This window comes from Halopseudomonas xiamenensis, from assembly GCF_014219065.1.
Lineage (GTDB): Bacteria > Pseudomonadota > Gammaproteobacteria > Pseudomonadales > Pseudomonadaceae > Halopseudomonas > Halopseudomonas xiamenensis.
Genome location: NZ_JACLGO010000009.1, coordinates 136,212 through 156,426, shown reverse-complemented (window position 1 = coordinate 156,426; position 20,215 = coordinate 136,212). Strand labels below are relative to the sequence as shown.

Below are 20,215 nucleotides of genomic sequence, written 5' to 3'. Positions count from 1 at the left end.
TCTGTCTTTCGCTGACTGAATGTATCAGCCGCTGACTTTGTTGCTATCGATGCTAGTCGAGATTTCTGCGGAAAACAATCCACCTGATCTCTTTTTGATGGCCGGGGGTGAGCCCGGCCATTTTTCGTGCTTACAACGGGTAGTTCTTCAGCTCCCGGGCGATCAGCAGGCGCTGGATCTCGCTGGTGCCCTCGTAGATCTGGGTGATCCGTGCGTCGCGATACAGCCGCTCCACCGGGTAGTCCTCCAGATAGCCGTAGCCGCCATGGATCTGTACCGCCTTGGAGCACACGTCCTCGGCCATTTCGCTGGCGAACAGCTTGGCCTGGGAAGCCTCGGACAGGCACGGCAGGCCTTCGCTGCGCAGGCGTGCGGCATGCAGGATCAGCAGCCGGGTGGCGTTGATGCGGGTGTGCATGTCCGCCAGCATGTTGGCGATGCTCTGGTGCTCGGTCAACGCTACGCCGAACTGGGTACGCTCGCGGGCGTAGCTCAGTGCTGCTTCGAAGGCTGAGCGGGCGATGCCCAGGGCCTGGGCGGCGATGCCGATGCGGCCGCCTTCCAGGTTGGACAGGGCGATGGCCAGGCCTTTGCCGCGTGGGCCGAGCAGGTTGGCTTCGGGGATGCGGCAGTTGTCCAGGGTCACGGCGCAGGTGTCCGAGCCGCGGATGCCCATCTTGTGCTCCATGCGTTCGATCTTGAAGCCGGGGTTGTCGGTGGGTACCAGGAACGCCGACAGGCCCTTCTTGCCCAGCTCCGGATCAGTCACGGCAAAGACGATGGCCAGTTGCGCACGCTTGGCGTTGCTGACGAACTGCTTGGCGCCGTTGATCACCCATTCGCCATTTTCCAGTACCGCCCGGGTGCGCAGGTTGTGCGCCTCGGAGCCGGCCTGGGGCTCGGTCAGGCAGAAGCAGCCGATGGCCCGCCCGGCTGCCAGGTCGGGAAGCCAGGCTTCCTGCTGCTCGGCGTTGCCGAACTTCAGTAGCGGGCCGCAGCCCACCGAGTTGTGAATGCTCATCATGGCGCCGGTGGCGCTGCAGCCGGCGGCGATTTCCTCCACCGCCAGGGCGTAGGCCACGTAGTCGACGTAGCTGCCGCCCCATTCCTCGGGTACCACCATGCCCAGCAGGCCGAGTTCACCCATCTGGCGTACCACGGCGTCGTCGATCCAGCCGGCCTGGTCCCACTCGGCGGCCCTGGGGGCCAGTTCGCTCTGGGCGAACTGGCGGGCCATGTCGCGGATCATGCGCTGGTCTTCATTGAGCTCGATATCGTGCATGTGCTCTCTCCTTGTCAGGCCTGGCCTGGCGCAAAGCCGGCGAAGAATTCCGCGACCCGGCCGGGCGTCACCTCGGCCAGGCTTGGCGGGTTCCAGCGTGGGTTCTTGTCCTTGTCGATAATCAGTGCGCGCACTCCTTCCATGATGTCGCCTTCGGCGAACCACTGGCGGTCGAGATGCAGCTCCAGGGCGAAGCAGTCGGCCAGGCTCAGCTCGCGGCCCTGACGCAGCAGCTCCAGGGTGACGCACATCGCCAGCGGTGACTTGCTGTCGATCGCGGCCAGGGTGTGCTGTGCCCAGTCCTGGTAGGCGGGGCAGTCCTCGGCGGCCAGCGAGGCGCGGATGCGCGGCATGTCCGGCTGGCTGAAGTGATGGTCGATGGCCGAGCGCAGGGCCTTGATCTCCGAGCCGGGGATCTTCTGCGAGGCGCGTTTGCGCAGCAGTTGGTCCAAGTCGCTGGCCGGGTCGTCGGACCAGGTCTGGTTGTTGAGTGCCTGGTCCAGTTCGGCAAGCACGTCGCTGCTCAGACAATGGTCAGCCAGGCCGCAATACAGGGCGTCGGCGGCGCGGATATGCGAGCCGGTCACGCCCAGGTACTGGCCGATGGCGCCGTCCAGGCGGGGCAGGAAGTAGCTGCCGCCGACATCCGGGAAGTAGCCGATGCCGGTTTCCGGCATGCCCATCTTCACCCGTTCGGTTACCACCCGGTGCGACGCGGCCTGGGCCAGACCCATACCGCCGCCGAGCACGAAGCCGTCCATCAGCGCCAGTACCGGCTTGGGGTAGGCGTGGATCAACTGGTCCAGCGCGTACTCCTCCTCGAAGAAGGTCATGTACATGCCATCGCCGGCCAGGTAGCTGTCGTACAGCCCGCGGATGTCGCCACCGGCGCAGAAGGCCTTCTCGCCATTGGCACGCAGCGCTACCACGCGCACCTCGGTATCGTCCTGCCAGGCATCCAGCTGCCGGCGCAACTGGCGGACCATGTCCAGGTTCAGGGCGTTGAGCCCGGATGGCCGGTTCAGGGTCAGGTGGCCGACGCCGTTGCGGACCTCGACCAGTACAGTCTGCTCGGTCATTCGATCGCTCCGTTGTACAGCTTGATGATGGCGGAGAAATCCAGCCCGCCATTACCCTGGCTGCTGAAGGTCTGGTACAGCTGTTGCGCAGCGGCGCCCAGTACCACCGGCTGGCGCGCCTGCTTGGCGGCTTCGGTGGCCAGGCCCAGGTCCTTGAGCATCAGATCGGTACCGAAACCGCCGGTGTAGCCGCGGGAAGCCGGGGCGTTTTCCAGCACTTGGGGGTAGGGGTTGTAGGTGTCCGAACTCCAGCAGCGACCGCTGGAGGTATTGATGATGCCAGCCAGCACCTTGGGGTCCATGCCCAGGGACACGCCCAGGTTCATGGCCTCGGCCACGCCGATCATGGAGATGCCCAGCAGCATGTTGTTGGCCACCTTGGCCACCTGGCCATTGCCACTGGGGCCGCAGTGCACGATGTTCTTGCCCATGGCCTGCAGGATCGGCAGGGCGATGTCGAAGTCGGCCTGGTCACCGCCGACCATGAAGGTCAGGGTGCCGGCGCTGGCACCGCCGGTGCCGCCGGAGACCGGTGCGTCGAGCATGCGGTTGCCCTTTGCCGCGGCGGCAGCGGCCACTTCACGGGCGCTCAGGGGATCGATGGTCGAACTGTCGATCAGGCGTACCTGGGGCGCGACATGGGCCAGCAGGCCTTCTTCGCCCAGGTAGACGCCCTTCACATGCTGGGCGGCGGGCAGCATGGTGATGATCATTTCCACATCACTGCCGGCCAGCGCGGCAATGCTGGGGGCGGCGCTGGCGCCGGCTTCCACCAGGCTGGCCACGGCCGCCTGGGACAGGTCGAATACCGTCAGTTGGTGGCCGGCCTTGATGAGATTGTGGGCCATCGGCCCGCCCATGTTGCCCAGGCCAAGAAATCCGATTTTCATGTGAGCTACCTCGTTATTGTTGTCGGCCCGCCGCTCATGCGGCGTTGGCTCAGTTGTGCTTGAAGTTGGGTTTGCGCTTCTCGACGAACGCCTGCATGCCTTCGGTCTGGTCGGCGGTGGCAAAGATCGAATGGAATACCCGGCGCTCGAAACGCACGCCTTCGCTGAGGCTGGTCTCGAACACGCGGTTGACGCATTCCTTGGTCATCATCACGCTGGGCAGGGATTTCTCGGCGATCACCTGGGCGGTCTTCAGGGTTTCCTCCAGCAGTTGATCGACCGGGATGATGCGTGCCACCAGGCCGGCGCGTTCGGCTTCCTCGGCATCCATCTGGCGGCCGGTCAGGCACATCTCCATCGCCTTGGCCTTGCCCAGGGCGCGGGTCAGGCGCTGGGTGCCGCCGATGCCGGGCAGTACGCCGAGGTTGATTTCAGGCTGGCCGAAGCGGGCATTGTCGGCGGCGTAGATGAAGTCGCAGATCATCGCCAGCTCGCAGCCGCCACCCAGGGCATAGCCGGCAACCGCGGCGATCAGCGGCTTGCGGCGGTTGGCGATGCGGTCGGCGGGGGAGAAGAAGTCGTCCATGAACACGCCTGGGTACTGCAGATCGACCATCTGCTTGATGTCGGCACCGGCAGCGAAGGCCTTGCTGGAGCCGGTCAGCACCACGCAGCCGATCTGTGGGTCGTTCTCGAACTGGTCCAGTGCCTGGTTCAGCTCGTCGAGCACCTGGGTGTTCAGCGCATTCAGCGCCTGGGGGCGGTTCAGGGTGATCAGGCCGACGCGCTCGCGGGTCTCGATCAGGATGGTTTCAAAACTCATGTCGCTACTCCAACAAAAGAGGCCGGCCCAATCATTGGCCGGCCTGTAAAGAGTTACTTCAGGGTGATGGTGGTGTTGACCGCGGCGGCCTGCTCGTCGTCATCGAACCAGCGCGCGGTGATGGTCTTGGTCTGGGTGTAGAACAGGATCACCTGCTTGCCGTATGGGCCCAGATCGCCCAGCTTGGAGCCACGCGAGCCGCTGAAGGAGAACAGCGGTACCGGCACCGGGATCGGCACGTTGATACCGACCTGGCCGACGTCGATATCTTCCTGGAAGCGCCGCGCGATGCCACCGGAACGGGTGAAGATGGCGGTGCCGTTGCCATTCGGGTTGGCATTGATGATGTCGATCGCCTCATCCAGGTTGTCGGCCTGCATCACGCACAGCACCGGCCCGAAGATTTCCTGATCGTAGACGGTCATGCCCGGCTTGACCCCGGCAAGAATGGTCGGGCCGACGAAGTTGCCATCGGCATAGCCGGGCACGGTCGGGTTGCGGCCGTCCAGCACCAGCTCGGCGCCTTCGTCGATGCCTTTCTGGATCAGGCCGTTGATGCGCTCCAGGGCGGAGGTGGAGATCACTGGGCCGACGTCGGTACCCGGCTCGACACCAGCGCTGACCTTCAGGCCTTCGGCCTTGCGCGCCAGTTCCGGCAGCCAGTTGCGTGATTCACCGACCAGGATGATCACCGGCAGCGCCATGCAGCGCTGGCCAGCGGCACCGAAGGCGGCGCCGACCAGGTTATTCAGGGTCTGTTCCTTGTTGGCGTCGGGCATGACGATGGCGTGGTTCTTCGCGCCCATCATGCACTGCACGCGCTTGCCATTCTGGCTGGCGCGGTTGTACACGTGGGTGCCGACATGGGTCGAGCCGACGAAGGACACCGCCTTGATGTCCGGGTGGTCACAGACCGCATTCACCGCATCGACGCCGCCATGGATGACGTTCAGCACGCCGGCCGGGATGCCGGCTTCCAGCGCCAATTCCACCAGGCGCATGGTCACCATCGGGTCCTGCTCGGAGGGCTTGAGCACGAAGGTGTTGCCGGTGGCGATGGCCATGGGGAACATCCACAGCGGGATCATCGCCGGGAAGTTGAACGGGGTGATGCCGGCACAGACGCCCAGCGGCTGGAGCAGGGTGTAGGTATCCACGCCGCCGGCGACGTTGTTGGCCAGTTCGCCCAGTTGCAGGTTGCCCACGGCAGAGGCATGCTCGACCACTTCCAGACCACGGAACACGTCGCCCTCGGCATCGGCCAGGGTCTTGCCCTGCTCGGCGGTGAGGATGGCGGCCAGTTCCTTGATGTTTTCCCGGATCAACTGCTGGTACTTGAGGAAGATCCGCGCGCGGGCGCCGATCGGCGTCTTGCGCCAGGTCTTGAAGGCTTCCTTGGCACTGGCCACCGCAGCGTTGATTTCGTCCTGGGTAGCGAAGGGCACACGGGCCAGCACTTCCTGGGTCGCCGGGTTGATCACGTCGCGCCACTGATCGGTCTTCGACTCGACGAATTCGCCGTTGATCAGCAGTTTGACGGTGGGAATATTGTTATTGCTCATTAGTCGCCTCTGGGCAAGCCGCCCTTGTCGTCGTGGGAGATGTCATGGATAGTAGCAGTGCGTTTTTCCCATAAACAATTGGCTCATTCGCAAGTTGGGTCTGCATTTATGCACAGGGTGGCGGTATGGATTGGGATAACCTGCGGTTCTTCCTCGAATTGAGCCGGGCGGGTCGTCTGACCACCGCCGCGCGGCGCCTCGGCGTGGATCACACCACGGTATCGCGCCGGTTGCAGGCACTGGAGAAAAGCCTCGGCGTGGCACTGTTCATCCGCGATACCAGTGGCTACACCCTGACCGAAGCAGGGCGCAGCCTGCTGCCGCAGGTGGAACTGATGGAGGGCGCCAGCGTACGCATCGAGCAGGCGCTGCCCAACCCTGGGGAAACCCTGTCCGGCCAGGTGCGCATCGGCGCCACCGAAGGCTACGGCACCATGCTCGTGGCCGGGCAGTTGAGCGAACTCAGCCACCGCCACCCGCACCTGCACCTGGACCTGCTGGCGCTGCCCCGGGCGGTGCGCCTGTCGCGGCATGAGGCGGACATCGTCATCACCCTGGAGCGCCCGGAGCGCGGCCCCTTCATCATCACCAAGCTGACCGATTACGTGCTGCGCCTGTATGCCGGTAAGGACTACCTGCAGCAGCACGGCCCGATCAACACGCGCAACGATCTGGAAAAACACCGGTTTGTCAGTTATGTGGATGATCTGGTGTTCAGCAAGGACCTGCTGTTCCTCGACGAAATCGCTGGCTCCGGTGCGGTCGGTGTGCGCAGCACCAGTGTGCTGGCCCAGCAGGAGGCGATCGCCGCTGGCGCCGGACTGGGCATCCTGCCGGCCTTCACCGCCGATCAGGACCTGCGGCTGCAATTGATCATGCCGGCGCAGATTCGCTTTATCCGCACCTTCTGGATGTTGATGCCCATCGAACTCAAGGATATTGCGCGGATGCGGGTGACCTGGGATTTTCTGCGGGAGAGGGCGGAAAGGGAGCGGGGGAGGTTGATGGGGCAGTTGGTGATGCCGGCTCCGTGAGAAACTCCTTGGATGTGTTCTGCACAATGGTTGTGCAAAATCGCACAGCTATTCGTGGATAGCTCTAGCACGCGGCGTAAGCCAACACTTGGACAGAATGCTGCGAAGTTTCTTGCAAAGTCATATTGTCATTTGATGAAACAGCATGTAATTTAAATAAAAACCTTCCAGTCGGTTTTTAATTTGACTGGCAAAATAAGAATGAGAAAGAAGGAATAGATCCGTGCGGAATGGTCCAGTATTGCTATCAATGGCCCTGGCTACTGCGTTGATTGCCATCTCTGCAGCGCATGCCCAGGCGTGGAGAGTTGAAGTGGCGAGCACCGCTGCAGCCACTGTTCCTGTCCACAATGGCGGCATCACACCGCTCACTCCTCATCCGGTCAGTCCTGGCGAGCGTCTCGGCCCCTTGCCGACGAACGTCTTTGCCTGGCTATCCTTGCAAGCTACCTGGAGTATATGAAATGACCGCAAGCAAAGCCCTGAAGGGCAAGGTGGCAGTGGTGTTGGGCGCTGCTGGCCACAACAATATGGGCCAGGTCATTGCGCGTTATATGGCTGATGCCGGTGCCCGGGTGCTGGTGGCTGGACGGCATGCGGGCGAACTTGAACGTTTTGCCGCCACTATCGAAGGTTCGTGGGCGCTGTGTGACATCACTAACAGGCAGCAGGTGAATGAACTGTTTGCCGCGACGATTGAGCGCTACGGCAAGGTTGATATTGCCGTGAATGCGACCGGCTGGGGGCTGCTGAAGCCTTTCCTGGAAACCACCGAAGATGAATTGAATCGCATGCAAGACCTGCAATTCAAGGGGCCGTTCATGTTCATGCAGGCGGCGGTGAATGCCATGCAGCAGGGCGGCTCCATCATCCAGATCAGCTCTGCGACGGCCTTTATCATGTTCGAGAACCACGCTGCCTATATGGGCACCAAGGCGGGTACCGATCATGTGGTGCGCTGCGTGGCCAATGAGTTCGGTGAGCGGGGTATTCGTGCCAATAGCATCTCTCCGGGCCTCACGGATACACCCATGACGGCTGAGGCCAGCCAGGTTCCGGGCCTGTTCGATGCGTTTCTCAAAGGGTATCCGCTGGGACGTATCGGTACTTCCGATGACATCGCTGCGGCAGCGGTATGGCTGGCCAGCGACGAGTGTTTCATGACTGGGCAGAATCTGCAGGTCAACGGTGGTCTGACGCTGCGTTCCAATCCGCTGCAAAGTGAAATCAATGCAGCGGTTGAGCGTGCGGCACAAGCGCAAGGCTGACATGAAAAGGAGACTTACCCCGCAGGAAAGGTTTGTCTAAATAGATGTACGGGCGAGCATATTTTCTGCTATCTATTGGCAATAATAAAAACGATCTAATCGGTTTTTATGTGAGCCGCTACAGGCTCAAGTAACCCTCTGGAGCATACAATGAGCGTAAACAAGAACAATAATCGCCTTAACAGAATCACTCTTACCCGTCTGGCTGCCGGGGTCATGGCTGCTGGCCTTGCAGCCAGCAGTTGGCAGGCGATGGCATTCAGCATCGAAACCGGCAACCCCGATATCCGGATGCGTTGGGATAACACCGTGAAGTACAACATCGGCTGGCGGATGGAGGGCCGGGATGATCGGCTGGGTGACAACTGGCAATCACAGGCCACCAACCATGGTTGGGATCGCGGTGATGTGGTGACCAATCGGGTCGACCTGCTCAGTGAATTCGATATGGTGTACAAGATGGATCACGGCTTCCGTGTATCCGCAGCTGCGTGGAACGACTTTGCCTATGATGACAAGGTCGAGGGGAATCCAGCCTATCAGGCTGCCGGGCTCGGTACTGCCTATCCGAATAATCGTTTTACCGGCAAGGTGGAGCGTTGGTACAAGCGTTCTGGCGAGATTCTCGATGCCTTTGTGTTTACCCGGCTGGATCTGGGTGATGTGCCGGTGAATATCCGGGCCGGTCGGCATAACGTGTATTGGGGGGAGTCACTATTCACCTTTGGTAACGGTATTGCCTATGGTCAGGGACCGCTGGATATCCGCAAGGCTACCTCCACTCCCGGAGTGGAAGCCAAGGAGCTGTTCCTGCCGCAGACCCAGGTTTCTGCCTCGGCGCAGTTGACCGACAACATCTCGGTGGCGGCCAATTATTACCTGGAATGGGATCCTCACCGTATGCCTGAAGGCGGCACCTATCTGGGTGGTGCTGACCTGAGCTTCCTCGGTGGTACCAATTATCTGGGGCTGCCGGTTGTCGGCGATCGTGATCATGGGTTTGGCAAGAAGCCGGATGACCGTGGTAGTTGGGGTATCAATACCCATATCCGTTCGGATCTGCTGGATGGCACCGTTGGTCTGTACTATCGCGAGTTCGATGATCGCAACCCGATGATGACCATGGCGCCGGACGGCTCCTACATGTACAACGCCTATGCCGAGGATGTGAAGCTCTACGGTATCAGTTACTCGCGTCTGGTAGGTGCCATCTCGCTGGGGGCGGAAGTCTCCCGCCGGGAAGGTACTGCATTGGCCAGTAATGGGGCCGGTCTGGCGATCGGTGATACCTGGCACGGCCTGGTCAACATTGTTGCCTTTATCGGCCAGACTTCGTTGTTCGATTCTGCCGCCCTCACCGCTGAGCTGACCTACAACAAGCTGGATAGCGTCAAGTCCTCGACTCGTCAGTTCTTCAATCACAAGAGCAGCCGCTATGGCAACTGCGCCGCCGGCAGAAAGGGTGGCTGCGCTACCGATGATGCGCTTGGCTTCCAGGTGTCCTTCGTGCCGACCTGGTACCAGGTCTTCCCCGGTATCGACATGACGGCGCCGATCAACTATGGCCAGGGTATCAGTGGCAACTCGCCGACACCCTTGGGCACTGCCCAGAATGGCGGCGCCTGGAGCGTGGGCGTAGGCCTGGATATCCATGCCAAGTACAACGTTGACCTGGCATACAACGACTACTTCGGCGAATACACCAAAGGTCCTAACCCCTTTGCAGGTACTCCTGGGGTTGAGGATGTTGTATGGGAAGGCACCAGTGGCAGCGGTATCCTGCATGACCGTGGCTGGTTGTCGCTGACCTTCAAGACCGCGTTCTGAACCGGGCAAGCAGCTGATGATGCCGGTCGTGCTCGGCATCATCGGCCTCTGCCAAGTTGATTTGGGGAGTAATCGGATGTCAAACCTTGAAGCCAGAATCCAGAAGATCGAAGACCGTTTGGCATTGCAGGATCTGATCAGTTCTTACTGCATTCATATCGATGAAGGGCAGGATGTGGATGCCATCGTTGATTGCTTCGTCGATGACGCTGTACTGGATCTGTCCGGTCTGGGGCTGCCGGTGGTAACCGGGCGTCAGAATATCCGTGAGTTCTTTATCAGTGTGTTGGCCGGTACGGAGTGTAATGCGCATTACAGCACCAACTTCAGGATCAACCGCCTGGAGGGTGATGAAGCAGAATGCCAGAGCTATGTCCATGCCGTGGGAGTGGCCAGAGGCGGCAGCGATATTCTGGTGTATGCCAAGCACCAGTTCCAGTGTGTCCGAACCGAGAAGGGTTGGAAAATCAAGCACTTCTCCGAGCCTTACCTGGTTCCGCCGATCCACGATATTCCGGATTTTGAATGACGCTTCGGGTACCGGGTCCTTGCGCCAGATCAGTAACACGTTAAGAACAACAATTACAGGTAAATGATCTATGAAACTGAAAATGACATGTGCGGTAGTGGTAGGTGCTCTGGGGTTGAGCCAGGGCGTAATGGCGGCCTTGAATGCTGATGAGATTGCCCGCTTGGGCAATGACCTGACCATCTGGGGAGCAATCCAGGCAGGTAACGAGGCGGGTACCATTCCGGCCTATACCGGCCCGGCCAAGCCGCCAGCCAATTATGATCCAGCGCGACCGGGCAAGCGTCCCGACCCGTTTGCTGATGAAAAACCGCTGTTCAGTATTACCGCGCAGAACATGGCTGAGTATGCAGATCAACTGTCGGCGGGGACCAAGGAAATGCTCCGGCAATATCCTACTTTCCGACTGGATGTTTACCCGACCCATCGAACTGCCAGCTATCCACAGTACGTACTGGATAACACGCTGAAAAACGCCCAGACCTGTGAGCTGGCAGAAAACCGCCTGCAACTGGCTGGTGAGTGCTATGGCGGTGTGCCCTTCCCGATTCCGAAGAATGGTTCGGAGGTGATGTGGAACCGTACCCTGAAATATGACCAGTACGCTTATGAATCGCCAGCACAGACCTCGACCATGGTTGACTCCCGTGGGCGCGTGATTGAAACCGGTGCGTTCGAGTACTGGCAGACTTTCCCGCACTATGAGCCGAGCCGCACCACACCGATCAGCAAGGAAGAAATGCTCGAGTACGGGCGTATCGACTGGACCGGGCCGGCGCGTAAGGCCGGGGAGAAGCTGGTAATCCACGACAACGTGGATATGCTCAACGTCGGTCGCCGCGCCTGGTCCTATCTTCCTGGCCAGCGTCGGGTGAAGCTGTCACCGGACGTGGCCTATGACACCCCCAGCCCAGCTGGCGGCGGCATTGGCACCACCGACGATACCCAGGTGTTCTACGGTGCCCAGGATCGCTACAACTTCGAGCTGGTCGGTCGTCAGGAAATGTTCATTCCCTACAACACTTTCAAGCTGCACGACAACGAGCAGTGCTCCACCAGCCAGGTGTTTACCCCGAATCACATGAATCCGGATTGTGTGCGCTGGGAACTGCACCGCGTCTGGGTCGTCGAGGCGACTCTGAAAGATGGCATGCGTCACGTCTATCCGCGTCGTACCTTCTACTGGGATGAGGATATTCCGGCGGTGGGCATGGCCGACAACTATGACGATGCCGGCAAGATCTACCGGGTGACCCGTACCCATTACTACCCCTTCTACGAAACCCATGGTCATAACACCCATGAGTTCGTGGTGCATGACCTGGCCAGTGGTGGGTATGTACGTCAGGCCTACACCCCGGCCAGTGGCAACATGATGGTGGTCACGCCGGCGGACAAGGCTCACCCGCCGCGTTTCTACCAGTCCTCCAGCCTGGCCAGTGGCGGCGTTCGCTGATCACAGAGGCATAGCCGACCTCGGTCGGCTGTGCCGGAGAGGGAGGAGCCATGACCATCTCGGAATCAGTACTGGAGCAGTTGGTGGCCGAGCGGGGTATTCGTCAGGCCATCAATCGTTATATGCGTGGGCAGGATCGTCTGCTACCCGAGCTGCAGATGTCGGCTTTCCATGAGGATGCCTGGGTTGACTGCGGACTGTTCGCCGGGCCGGCGGCTGAGTTTGTCGGATTCGCACAGGGGTTTCTGGGTGACTGCGATGGCAGTCAGCATCTGATCGGGCAGGTGGATATTGAAGTGAGCGGCGATACGGCGCAGGGGGAGGTCTATTTCCTTGCCCAGCACCGGATCACCGAGGACGGTGAGAAAAAGGACTTGTTCGTCGCAGGTCGTTATCAGGATCAGTACCAGTGCCGGGATGGGCGCTGGGCCATTATCCAGCGCAAGGAAATCGTCGACTGGGCGCGTACCGATGCAGCAGCGGACAGCTTCCTGGCGCAACAGCCGAGCTTGCATCTGGCTAGGCGTGGAGTGGATGGCTGAGTCAGGACGCTGACTATAAACACAAGAACAAGGCGGGCGAAGAACATGAGATTGCACAACAAGGTCGCGCTGATTACTGGTGCTGCGTCGGGTATTGGTGAAGGTATTGTACGGTTGTTTGCCGAGCAGGGTGCACGGGTGCTGGCAACCGATATCAACGATGAGGCCGGCCGCAGGGTGGTGCAGAGCCTGCCGGGCGACTGTCACTATCTGCATCTGGATGTGGCCCGTCTGGCCGACTGGCGTGATGCGGTGGCCTGGGCGGAGCAGCATCTGGGGCCGGTGGAGATCATGGTGCACAGTGCCGGCATTTCCTTTCCCGCACACATCGAGGCTGTGGATGAGGCGGCCTGGCATCAGCACATGAATGTTCATGGACTGGGTACCATGCTCGGTTGTCAGAGTGTTCTGGACAGCATGAAGAAGTTGGGCAAGGGCTCCATCATCAATATTTCCAGCGTGGAAAGCATCCGCCCCGGCCCGCTGTTCGTGGCCTATGGTGCAGCCAAGGCGGCCATGGATGCGGTGACCAAGACAGTAGCGCTGCATTGTGGCGAGAAGGGTTACAACATCCGGGTTAACTCCGTACATCCGGCGGCCACCCGTACGCCACTGGTACAGCAGTATCTGGACAGCGCGGCAGATCCGGCGGCGCTGGAACAAATCTATGCCGGCATGCAGCCGTTGGGGCGTATCGCCGAAGTGTCGGAAATTGCCAGCGCCGTGCTGTTCCTGGCCAGCGATGAAGCCAGCTTCATGACAGGCCATCAGATGTATGTGGATGGTGGTGTGCTGGCCAAGCCCTACCCGGCTGGAGAAGGAGCATGAATATGCCCACCTCGGAGACGCTGTTGGCGGAACTGGCAACGCTGCTGGACAAGCAACAACTGCATGAACTCAATGTGCGCTATTGCATGGGAGTGGATCGCAGGGATCAAGCCTTGCTGACATCACTGTGGAGCGAGTCGGGCAGCATCGATTTCGGCCTGTTCAAGGGCAGCGCCAGGCAGTTCTGCGAGCTGATCGCCCTGGATAACCCGGCGGTTCGGATCGCCCACCATTTTGCCTCCAACGAACTGTTCGAGATCCAGGGCGATATAGCCACAGGACAGAGTTATGTAATTGGTACCACGGTCAATGTGCTGGAAGATGGCAGCCTGCAGGATCAACTGGCCGGCGGGCGCTATCTGGATACCTACATCCGGGACAATGGCCGCTGGCTGTTCGCCAGCCGACTGTTTGTCATTGACTGGCTACATGCGCAGAATACGCTGGCGGATTACCAGTCGGGTATTGCTGCTGCTGCGGTAAACGGCAAGTCCTCGACCGAGGACATTGCCTACCGCTTTTACAACAAGAGGTAAGAGGAAAGCCCCATGGATAACTTCCATCATGTAATGAACGCCGGTGATCTGGAACCCGGCCAGTCGAGGGCAGTGGAGATTGAGGGGGTGAGTGTGCTGGTGTGCAACGTCAAGGGCGAATACCTTGCCGTGGAAAACCGTTGCACCCACCAGAACTCGGCGCTGGAGGGTGGCCGCATTCGCAACGGCATGATCGCCTGCCCGTTGCATGGGGTGCTGTTCGACCTGCGTAGCGGCTGCGGCCGAGGCCCGCTGGGCAAGGTGCCGTTGCGTACCTTTGATATCAAGCTGGTTGGTGACGAGATTCATGTAGGGAAGTCGGCAGCTGCTACAGCCGATGCCTGATTTGACTTGTATAAAAACAGTCTAATTTGATTGTTTGGTTGGCTGTTCGGGATTGACAATAAATACAAATAGATGAGGAGACAACCATGGAACTGATCAAGGTTCATCCGTTGACCATGGATGGTCGCGACGCAAGCCTGCTGCGCGGCGACCCCATGACTGGGGATCGTTATTACTCCCGCGAGTTTGCCGAGCGTGAGTGGGAGCACATGTGGACGAAGATCTGGCATGTGGCCGGCCGTACCGCCGAGCTGGAGGAAGCCGGGGATTATCTGGTACACGATTTCATGCATGAGTCGGTCATCGTGGTGCGCCAGGACGATGGCAGCTTCAAGGCGTTCTACAATACCTGCGGGCACCGGGGCCAACGGCTGGTCTGGGACAACTCCCATGCCGGTGCTGGGTTTCATTGCCCCTATCATGGCTGGTTGTGGGGGCGTGACGGGATACTCAAGAGTGCCCAGGACCCGGAAGACTTTCCCGGTGGCAATCCCTGCGGCAAGCTGAAACTGCAGGAGCTGCGCTGCGATACCTGGGGTGGCTTCATCTGGTACACCATGGATGACCAGGCGCCACCGCTGCTGGAATATCTGGAGCCGATGCCCGAGCTGTACAAGAACTACCCGATGGATACGGCGGTGCGGGTGTTCTGGATGAAGATCAACCTGAAGACCAACTGGAAGTTCGCCACCGACAACTTCAGCGAGTCCTACCATACGCGCACGGCCCACCCCCAGGTGCCGCCCTTCATTGATCAGGATGTGGATAGTGCACGCCACGAGATGTTCCCCCGCGGGCACGGTCGTACCGTGCAGCCGATGCGTCCATCCCTGACTGACCGTCTGCCCGACGGTGCACCTCAGCCGTTTGATGACTTGCTGCGCCAGTGGGATATCGATCCAGACAGTTACCCTGACTTCGAAACCAAGGCAATTCAGGGTTGGCTTGATCTCAAGGCAGCCAAGAAGCGCCTGTGGAAGGAGCGTGGCTATAACCATTATGAGCGAATGACGGATGAGGAAATTACCGACAGTCCGCATACGGTGATCTTTCCCAACGTGACTATTTCCTTCCTGCCGGATCAGCTGATCTTCTTCCGCACCGAGCCGCATCCTGACGACCCGAACCTGTGCACCTTCGATCTGTGGTGCATGGTCTACCCGGTGGAGGGGCAGACCGAGGTGGATTCGATCATGGCCGGCATGCAACCGCTGGAAGAGGCCGAATTGCAGGTGCGCGACTTCGATGACGGTCGAGGTGTCCCGGAGATCGTCGACCAGATCGTCTATCAGGACATGCTGCTGGCTGACGGTCAGCAACGCGGCATCCGCTCGCGCGGCTACAAGGATACCGTCCTGTGCAACCAGGAAACCCGGGTGCGCTTCTTCCATGAAGTGCTGAACGATTATCTCGAAGGCCGCGTATGACACGCGGCCCGCTCGGGAGGTTCATTGCAACAGGAGGGTGTCATGAGTGAACTGCAGGCCATGCAGGCCCAACTGCAACAGCTGCAGGATCTCGAAGAGATCCGCAGCCTGCGTCATCGTTACGCCTATCTGGCGAATATTGTCGACGGCCAGCCGGGTGATCCGGAGGAGTTTGCCCGGCTGTTTGCCGAGGATGGCACGCTGGATCTGGGGATGGGCCTGGCTACCGGGCGCGCCGAGATAGTGGCGATGATGAAATCCGCCACCACCCAGTGGGTGTGCGCCATGCATTACATGCTCAACCCGGTGATCGAGCTGCAGGGTCAGGTGGCGAAGGGCAAGGTGTCGGGGCTGTTTGCCTTCACCACTCGGAGCAATCCGAGTCCCATCTGGCTGTCCAATATCTATTCGGATAGCTATGTGCGTACCGGAGAGGGCTGGAAATTCCAGTCGGTGGCGATCAAGACCACCTTTGTCGACCCGGCGTTCCAGCGGGCCTATGCCGAGCTGTTGAAGTAATGGCCACGCCAGACGAGCTTTCGGCAAAGGCGGTGAGGCAGCCCATCAGGCAGATAGCCTACTTCGTCGATAATGCCGAGCAGGCAGCCCGGCAGCACCATCAGCTGTTCGGTTCCGGTCCCTTTTTTCTGGTCGAGCATATTCCGCTGTCGGTGTGTCTGCACCGGGGCCAGCCGGCACAGCTCGACCATACCTCGGCCTACGGGCAGTGGGGCGGGATCATGGTCGAGTTCTGTCAGCAGAATAATCCCGGGCCGTCGGTATTCCATGACCATCCGGGTGGCTGCGGAGCGCTGCACCATGTGGCGGTCATGGTCGAGGATCTGGCGGCGGCCATGCAGCAATATGCACAGGCCGGCCATGCCACTGCGCTATATGCCGAGGCGGTGAACGGGCCGGCTTACGCGATGATGGATTGCCTGGTCGGGCTGGGGCACTTCGTCGAGTTGTATGAGGCCAGTGAGCAACTGGTCGGCTTCTACGAGCTGGTCCGTGCGGTTGCACAGGACTGGGATGGGAGCGAGGTGATTCGCCGGCTCCCGGCACACTGATGATAGCGAGGTAGACAGATGGCTAACGTGGTGATCACCGGTGCCAACCGGGGTATAGGGCTGGCGCTGGTCAGGGAATATGTCGCAGCGGGTGATCGGGTATATGCCCTGTGTCGAGTGCCGGCTCAAGCGGCGGAGCTGGCGATGCTGGCTGAGCAGTCCGGCGGGCGTCTGACGCTGCATGCGCTGGACATGGCATCCGGCGCCGGTGTCGCTGCAGCGGCCCGGGCGGCGGTGGGTGAGGCGCCGGTGGATGTGCTGTTGAACGTGGCCGGTGTACTTGGAGGAGAGACTGGAGCGGTCACCAGTACCCGGTTTGACGAGGATGACTTTGCCGACTGGCACCATGCCTTCGAGGTGATGACGGTAGGCCCGTTCCGCCTGATCCAGGCGCTGCTGCCCAACCTGATTGCAGCCCGGGGCAAGGCCATGACCGTGAGCAGTCAACTGGCGGCTTCGACCTGGCCCTTCGGCGGCATGTATGCCTACGGAGCCACCAAGGCCGGCGTCAACCGGGTAATGATGAGCCTGGCGATCGATCTGCGTGATCAGGGCGTGTGTGTGGCCAGTATCCATCCGGGCTATGTGCAGACCGATATGGGTGGGCCGACCGCCGATATCACTCCGCAGAAAAGTGCTGCCGGTATCAGATCGGTGGTCGAGCAACTGGCGCTGGATAACAGCGGTAATTTCTTCAAGTGGAATGGCGAACTGCATCCCTGGTAAGGGGCTCTCGCTGTATGCGGTATTGCAATCCGATTTTCTGACAACAAGAACAAGAGGTGGAAATGAGCAGATTGAATGGCAAGGTGGCCCTGGTCACCGGTGGTGCATCCGGCCTGGGCGCAGCTGATGCGCGCCTGCTGGCCGAGCAGGGCGCGCGGGTGATCGTCACCGATATCGACAGTGAGCAGGGCGAGGCGGTGGCGGCGCAGATTCCCGGTGCTCTGTTCCTGGCCCATGATGTAGCCGATGAAGCGCAGTGGATCAGTGTGCTGGAGGAGGTCAGACAGCGTTTCGGTCGGCTTGACGTACTGGTCAACAACGCCGGCTTCGTCAGCTTCTCCACGGTGGAGGAGCAGTCCCTGGAGCAGTTCCGGCGGCACCTTCAGGTGATGACCGAGGGGACATTCCTTGGTTGCAAGCATGCCATCGCGCTGATGAAGGAGCGTGGTGGTTCCATCATCAACATATCTTCTGTGGCGGCGCTCAAGGGCATTGCCGAGGTGTTTGCCTACACCGCTGCCAAGGGCGCGATTGCCGCCATGGGCCGTAGCATTGCCGTGCATTGTCAGAATCAGGGTTACCCGATTCGCTGCAATACCATCCTGCCCGGCGCCCACGACACTCCCATGACTGTCAAGGCGCTGAGTGAGCTGGCAGGCGCGGATACCGATGCTCTGACCCAACTGCACGAAGTGGGTCAGGGGCGGCCGGAGGATGTCGGTAATCTGGTGGTTTTTCTCGCCAGTGATGAGTCACGTCAGATCAATGGTGCCCAGTTGGTCATCGACAACGGTGAAACCATCAAGTGAACCCGTGCCGGGTGTATAGCCCGGCTGCCAGTCTGATGACGGAGAGCAGGAACATGAATGCGCATAATAAGAACATACTGAACGGCCTGCCCGGTGATGACCGGGGCTTGGCTCCGGGTGAGGCCCGCTGTCCCGGGCGCACGGTCCAGGACATCATTGCTACCGATCTACATCCGGCGCCGGATGTGCTCAAGCAGCAGAGCTATCGTTACCTGGGCAGCGAGGATGTGCCCTTTGCCCGTTACACCGGCAAGGAGTTCTTCGCCGCCGAGCTGGAGCAGGTGTGGAGCAAGGTGTGGCAGTGGGCCTGCCGGCTGGAGCATATTCCCCAGGTCGGTGACTACTATGTCTATGAGATCGGGCCCTATTCGATTCTGGTGGTCAACACGCCCAAGGGTATCAAGGCTTACCACAACTCCTGTCTGCACCGAGGTACCAAGCTCAAGCCGGAGGAGGGCATGGGTTCCAGCGATCAGCTGCGTTGCCCCTTCCATGGCTGGACCTGGTCGCTGGAGGGTGAACTGGTCAGCGTCCCCTGTGCCTGGGACTTTCCCCATGCCAAGCCGGAGGAATTCAAGCTGCCTGAGGTCCGGGTAGGACTGTGGGGCGGTTTCGTGTTCATCAATCTGGATGAAAACGCTGAGAATCTGGAAAGCTATCTGCAGGAGCTGCCGGAGCACTTCAAGGACTGGGACATGGAGCACCGCTTTACCGAGCTGCATGTTGCCAAGGAGTTGCCCTGTAACTGGAAGGCCGCCGTCGAGGCGTTCCTCGAGGCCTACCATGTGATCGAGACCCATCCCCAACTGCTGCCGGGGACCAATGATGCCAACGTGCAGTACGATACCTACAGCCAGCATATAACCCGTTTCTATTCGGCCAGTGGCACCAGCAGTCCGCATCTGGAGCGGCCCCTGTCCGAACAGGAGCTGGTGGATGCGATGCTGATCGGCGACCGTTCCATGGTCAATGATGAGCTGCAGGTCAGGGAGGGTGAGACCGCGCGGATCGTCATGGCCCGGTTCCTGCGCAAGTTGATGGGTGAGAAGTACCAGGTGGATCTGGATCATTTCTCCGATGCTGAGATCATCGACACCATCGAATACCACGTCTTTCCGAACATGGTGCTGTTCCCCGGCCTGTCGCTGCCGATGGTCTACCGTTTCCGCCCTCTGGGTTGCGACCCGGACCGCAGCCTGTTCGAAATCCTGTTTCTGCGCCCCTTCGCGCCAGGCACCGAGCGCCCCGAGGCGCCTGAGGTGGCGATGGTCAAGGAGGAGGAGTCCTATGCGGTGGCCGAAGGCCTGGACCCTTACCTGGCCCATGTGTATGACCAGGACACCTCCAACATGCGGGCCCAGCAACAGGGCTTCAAGGCGGCGAAGAAGCAGGGTGAGACCCTGGGCAACTACCAGGAGGTCCGTATTCGTCATTTCCACAAGGTGCTGGACGGCTATCTCCAGCAGTCCTGACTATCGGGAGCCGGGGGCGTGAGCCCCCGGGATGAGATATGGCAAAAGTGTTCACCCTGTTGCGCCGCAGGGAAGGGTGGAGTCAGGTCGAGTTCAGTGACTACTGGAGCAGCACCCATAGGGAGCATGCCCTGGACCTGGCCCGGGCCGGATTCTTCAGTGGCTACGTGCAGAATCATCTGCTGGCGCCACCACTGGACTCGGCCTGGCCGGTGGCGGATGGCATTCCGGAGATCTGGGTGCCGTCCATCGACTCCCTGGCCGAGATCGCCGCTTCTGAAGTCTATCGGCAGGGAGCCGAGCCGGATGAAGCGAATTTCACGGATGGAAACATACGTTCCTATATTCATGCCGAGGGTGGTAGTCAGGGTGCAAGGCAGTGGCCGTCGCCATCAGCGGCCGGAGCACATATACGTTATATGGCATTTGTGCAGGGGCATGTTCCCGCGTCGGTAATTGAAGTGGCCATGCCTGCCGGTGGAGTTGGGGTGGTAGATATATTCAACACTCTGTCGGCAAGTGATGGCGAAACTCCCTGTCTGGTCATCAGTGGTTTCTGTGAAAGTATCGCTACTGCACAGAACATATTGAAAGAACTGGTAGGCAAGTTGCTTGCTACTGCCTCTGCCGAACTTATTGGTGCAGGGGTATATGACGCAAAAACAGTGGTTGATCCGCAAACCGGTCAATGGTGACAAGTGGGGCGGCTG

Annotated in this window: 22 protein-coding genes; 16 read left to right on the top strand and 6 right to left on the bottom strand. The window is 60.2% G+C overall.

What is annotated here, in order from left to right; genetic code table 11:
* Positions 1-130 precede the first annotated feature (130 nt).
* The 5 genes from H6X51_RS08475 to H6X51_RS08455 are packed head-to-tail and all read right to left on the bottom strand — an operon-like array spanning position 131 to position 5,636.
* The gene (locus H6X51_RS08475; protein WP_185267111.1) at positions 131-1,282 is read right to left on the bottom strand and encodes an acyl-CoA dehydrogenase family protein; all 1,152 of its coding nucleotides are present in this window, start codon (positions 1,280-1,282) and stop codon (positions 131-133) included.
* A 14-nt stretch (positions 1,283-1,296) separates the two neighbouring features.
* Entirely contained in the window at positions 1,297-2,361 is a 1,065-nt protein-coding gene (locus H6X51_RS08470; RefSeq protein WP_185267110.1) for an enoyl-CoA hydratase/isomerase family protein, read from the bottom strand.
* Positions 2,358-3,251 (bottom strand): 3-hydroxyisobutyrate dehydrogenase, encoded by an 894-nt coding sequence (gene mmsB / locus H6X51_RS08465; RefSeq protein ID WP_185267109.1) that lies wholly within the window; start codon positions 3,249-3,251, stop codon positions 2,358-2,360. The genes H6X51_RS08470 and mmsB overlap by 4 nt, the downstream gene beginning before the upstream one ends.
* A 49-nt stretch (positions 3,252-3,300) precedes the next feature.
* Positions 3,301-4,074: an enoyl-CoA hydratase gene (locus H6X51_RS08460; protein WP_185267108.1), complete on the bottom strand. Its 774-nt coding sequence runs from the start codon at positions 4,072-4,074 to the stop codon at positions 3,301-3,303.
* 53 nt (positions 4,075-4,127) lie between these two features.
* Entirely contained in the window at positions 4,128-5,636 is a 1,509-nt protein-coding gene (locus H6X51_RS08455) for a CoA-acylating methylmalonate-semialdehyde dehydrogenase (protein WP_185267107.1), read from the bottom strand.
* A 125-nt stretch (positions 5,637-5,761) separates the two neighbouring features.
* Between H6X51_RS08455 and H6X51_RS08450 the strand changes: the two genes are divergently transcribed.
* Positions 5,762-6,670 carry a LysR family transcriptional regulator gene (locus tag H6X51_RS08450; RefSeq protein WP_185267106.1) on the top strand — a complete coding sequence of 303 codons (909 nt, stop codon included), beginning with the start codon at positions 5,762-5,764 and terminating at the stop codon, positions 6,668-6,670.
* A gap of 120 nt (positions 6,671-6,790) precedes the next feature.
* Here H6X51_RS08450 and H6X51_RS08445 read toward each other — a convergent pair whose 3' ends face one another.
* The gene (locus tag H6X51_RS08445; protein WP_185267105.1) at positions 6,791-7,033 is read right to left on the bottom strand and encodes a hypothetical protein; all 243 of its coding nucleotides are present in this window, start codon (positions 7,031-7,033) and stop codon (positions 6,791-6,793) included.
* Between the two features lie 101 nt (positions 7,034-7,134).
* On the opposite strand from H6X51_RS08445, the gene H6X51_RS08440 reads away from it, so the two are divergent.
* The 15 genes from H6X51_RS08440 (at position 7,135) to H6X51_RS08370 (ending at position 20,200) form a co-directional block, all read left to right on the top strand.
* Positions 7,135-7,938 carry an SDR family oxidoreductase gene (locus H6X51_RS08440; RefSeq protein WP_185267104.1) on the top strand — a complete coding sequence of 268 codons (804 nt, stop codon included), beginning with the start codon at positions 7,135-7,137 and terminating at the stop codon, positions 7,936-7,938.
* Positions 7,939-8,088: 150 nt separating this feature from the next.
* Entirely contained in the window at positions 8,089-9,765 is a 1,677-nt protein-coding gene (locus H6X51_RS08435; protein ID WP_185267103.1) for a DUF1302 domain-containing protein, read from the top strand.
* Between the two features lie 19 nt (positions 9,766-9,784).
* The gene (locus tag H6X51_RS08430; protein WP_185267102.1) at positions 9,785-10,294 is read left to right on the top strand and encodes a nuclear transport factor 2 family protein; all 510 of its coding nucleotides are present in this window, start codon (positions 9,785-9,787) and stop codon (positions 10,292-10,294) included.
* Between the two features lie 70 nt (positions 10,295-10,364).
* Positions 10,365-11,750, top strand: a complete 1,386-nt coding sequence (locus H6X51_RS08425) for a DUF1329 domain-containing protein (RefSeq protein WP_185267101.1) — start codon at positions 10,365-10,367, stop codon at positions 11,748-11,750.
* Between the two features lie 50 nt (positions 11,751-11,800).
* Positions 11,801-12,292, top strand: coding sequence for a nuclear transport factor 2 family protein (locus H6X51_RS08420; RefSeq protein WP_185267100.1), 492 nt, complete (start codon positions 11,801-11,803; stop codon positions 12,290-12,292).
* A gap of 45 nt (positions 12,293-12,337) precedes the next feature.
* Positions 12,338-13,120, top strand: a complete 783-nt coding sequence (locus tag H6X51_RS08415; RefSeq protein WP_185267099.1) for an SDR family NAD(P)-dependent oxidoreductase — start codon at positions 12,338-12,340, stop codon at positions 13,118-13,120.
* Complete coding sequence (locus tag H6X51_RS08410; RefSeq protein WP_185267098.1) at positions 13,117-13,656, top strand: nuclear transport factor 2 family protein; 540 nt, start codon at positions 13,117-13,119, stop codon at positions 13,654-13,656. The genes H6X51_RS08415 and H6X51_RS08410 overlap by 4 nt, the downstream gene beginning before the upstream one ends.
* A gap of 12 nt (positions 13,657-13,668) precedes the next feature.
* Entirely contained in the window at positions 13,669-14,001 is a 333-nt protein-coding gene (locus H6X51_RS08405; RefSeq protein WP_185267097.1) for a Rieske (2Fe-2S) protein, read from the top strand.
* An 86-nt stretch (positions 14,002-14,087) separates the two neighbouring features.
* On the top strand, positions 14,088-15,428 hold the full coding sequence (locus H6X51_RS08400) for an aromatic ring-hydroxylating oxygenase subunit alpha (RefSeq protein ID WP_185267096.1): 1,341 nt from the start codon (positions 14,088-14,090) through the stop codon (positions 15,426-15,428).
* A 42-nt stretch (positions 15,429-15,470) separates the two neighbouring features.
* On the top strand, positions 15,471-15,947 hold the full coding sequence (locus H6X51_RS08395; RefSeq protein ID WP_185267095.1) for a nuclear transport factor 2 family protein: 477 nt from the start codon (positions 15,471-15,473) through the stop codon (positions 15,945-15,947).
* A 32-nt stretch (positions 15,948-15,979) separates the two neighbouring features.
* The gene (locus tag H6X51_RS08390) at positions 15,980-16,498 is read left to right on the top strand and encodes a VOC family protein (RefSeq protein WP_221627282.1); all 519 of its coding nucleotides are present in this window, start codon (positions 15,980-15,982) and stop codon (positions 16,496-16,498) included.
* Positions 16,499-16,516: 18 nt separating this feature from the next.
* Positions 16,517-17,224, top strand: coding sequence for an SDR family oxidoreductase (locus H6X51_RS08385; protein WP_185267093.1), 708 nt, complete (start codon positions 16,517-16,519; stop codon positions 17,222-17,224).
* Positions 17,225-17,286: 62 nt separating this feature from the next.
* Entirely contained in the window at positions 17,287-18,033 is a 747-nt protein-coding gene (locus H6X51_RS08380; RefSeq protein WP_185267092.1) for an SDR family oxidoreductase, read from the top strand.
* 53 nt (positions 18,034-18,086) lie between these two features.
* Positions 18,087-19,505 carry an aromatic ring-hydroxylating oxygenase subunit alpha gene (locus tag H6X51_RS08375; protein WP_185267091.1) on the top strand — a complete coding sequence of 473 codons (1,419 nt, stop codon included), beginning with the start codon at positions 18,087-18,089 and terminating at the stop codon, positions 19,503-19,505.
* A gap of 38 nt (positions 19,506-19,543) precedes the next feature.
* Positions 19,544-20,200 (top strand): EthD domain-containing protein, encoded by a 657-nt coding sequence (locus H6X51_RS08370; RefSeq protein WP_185267090.1) that lies wholly within the window; start codon positions 19,544-19,546, stop codon positions 20,198-20,200.
* The last annotated feature ends 15 nt before the right edge of the window (positions 20,201-20,215 follow it).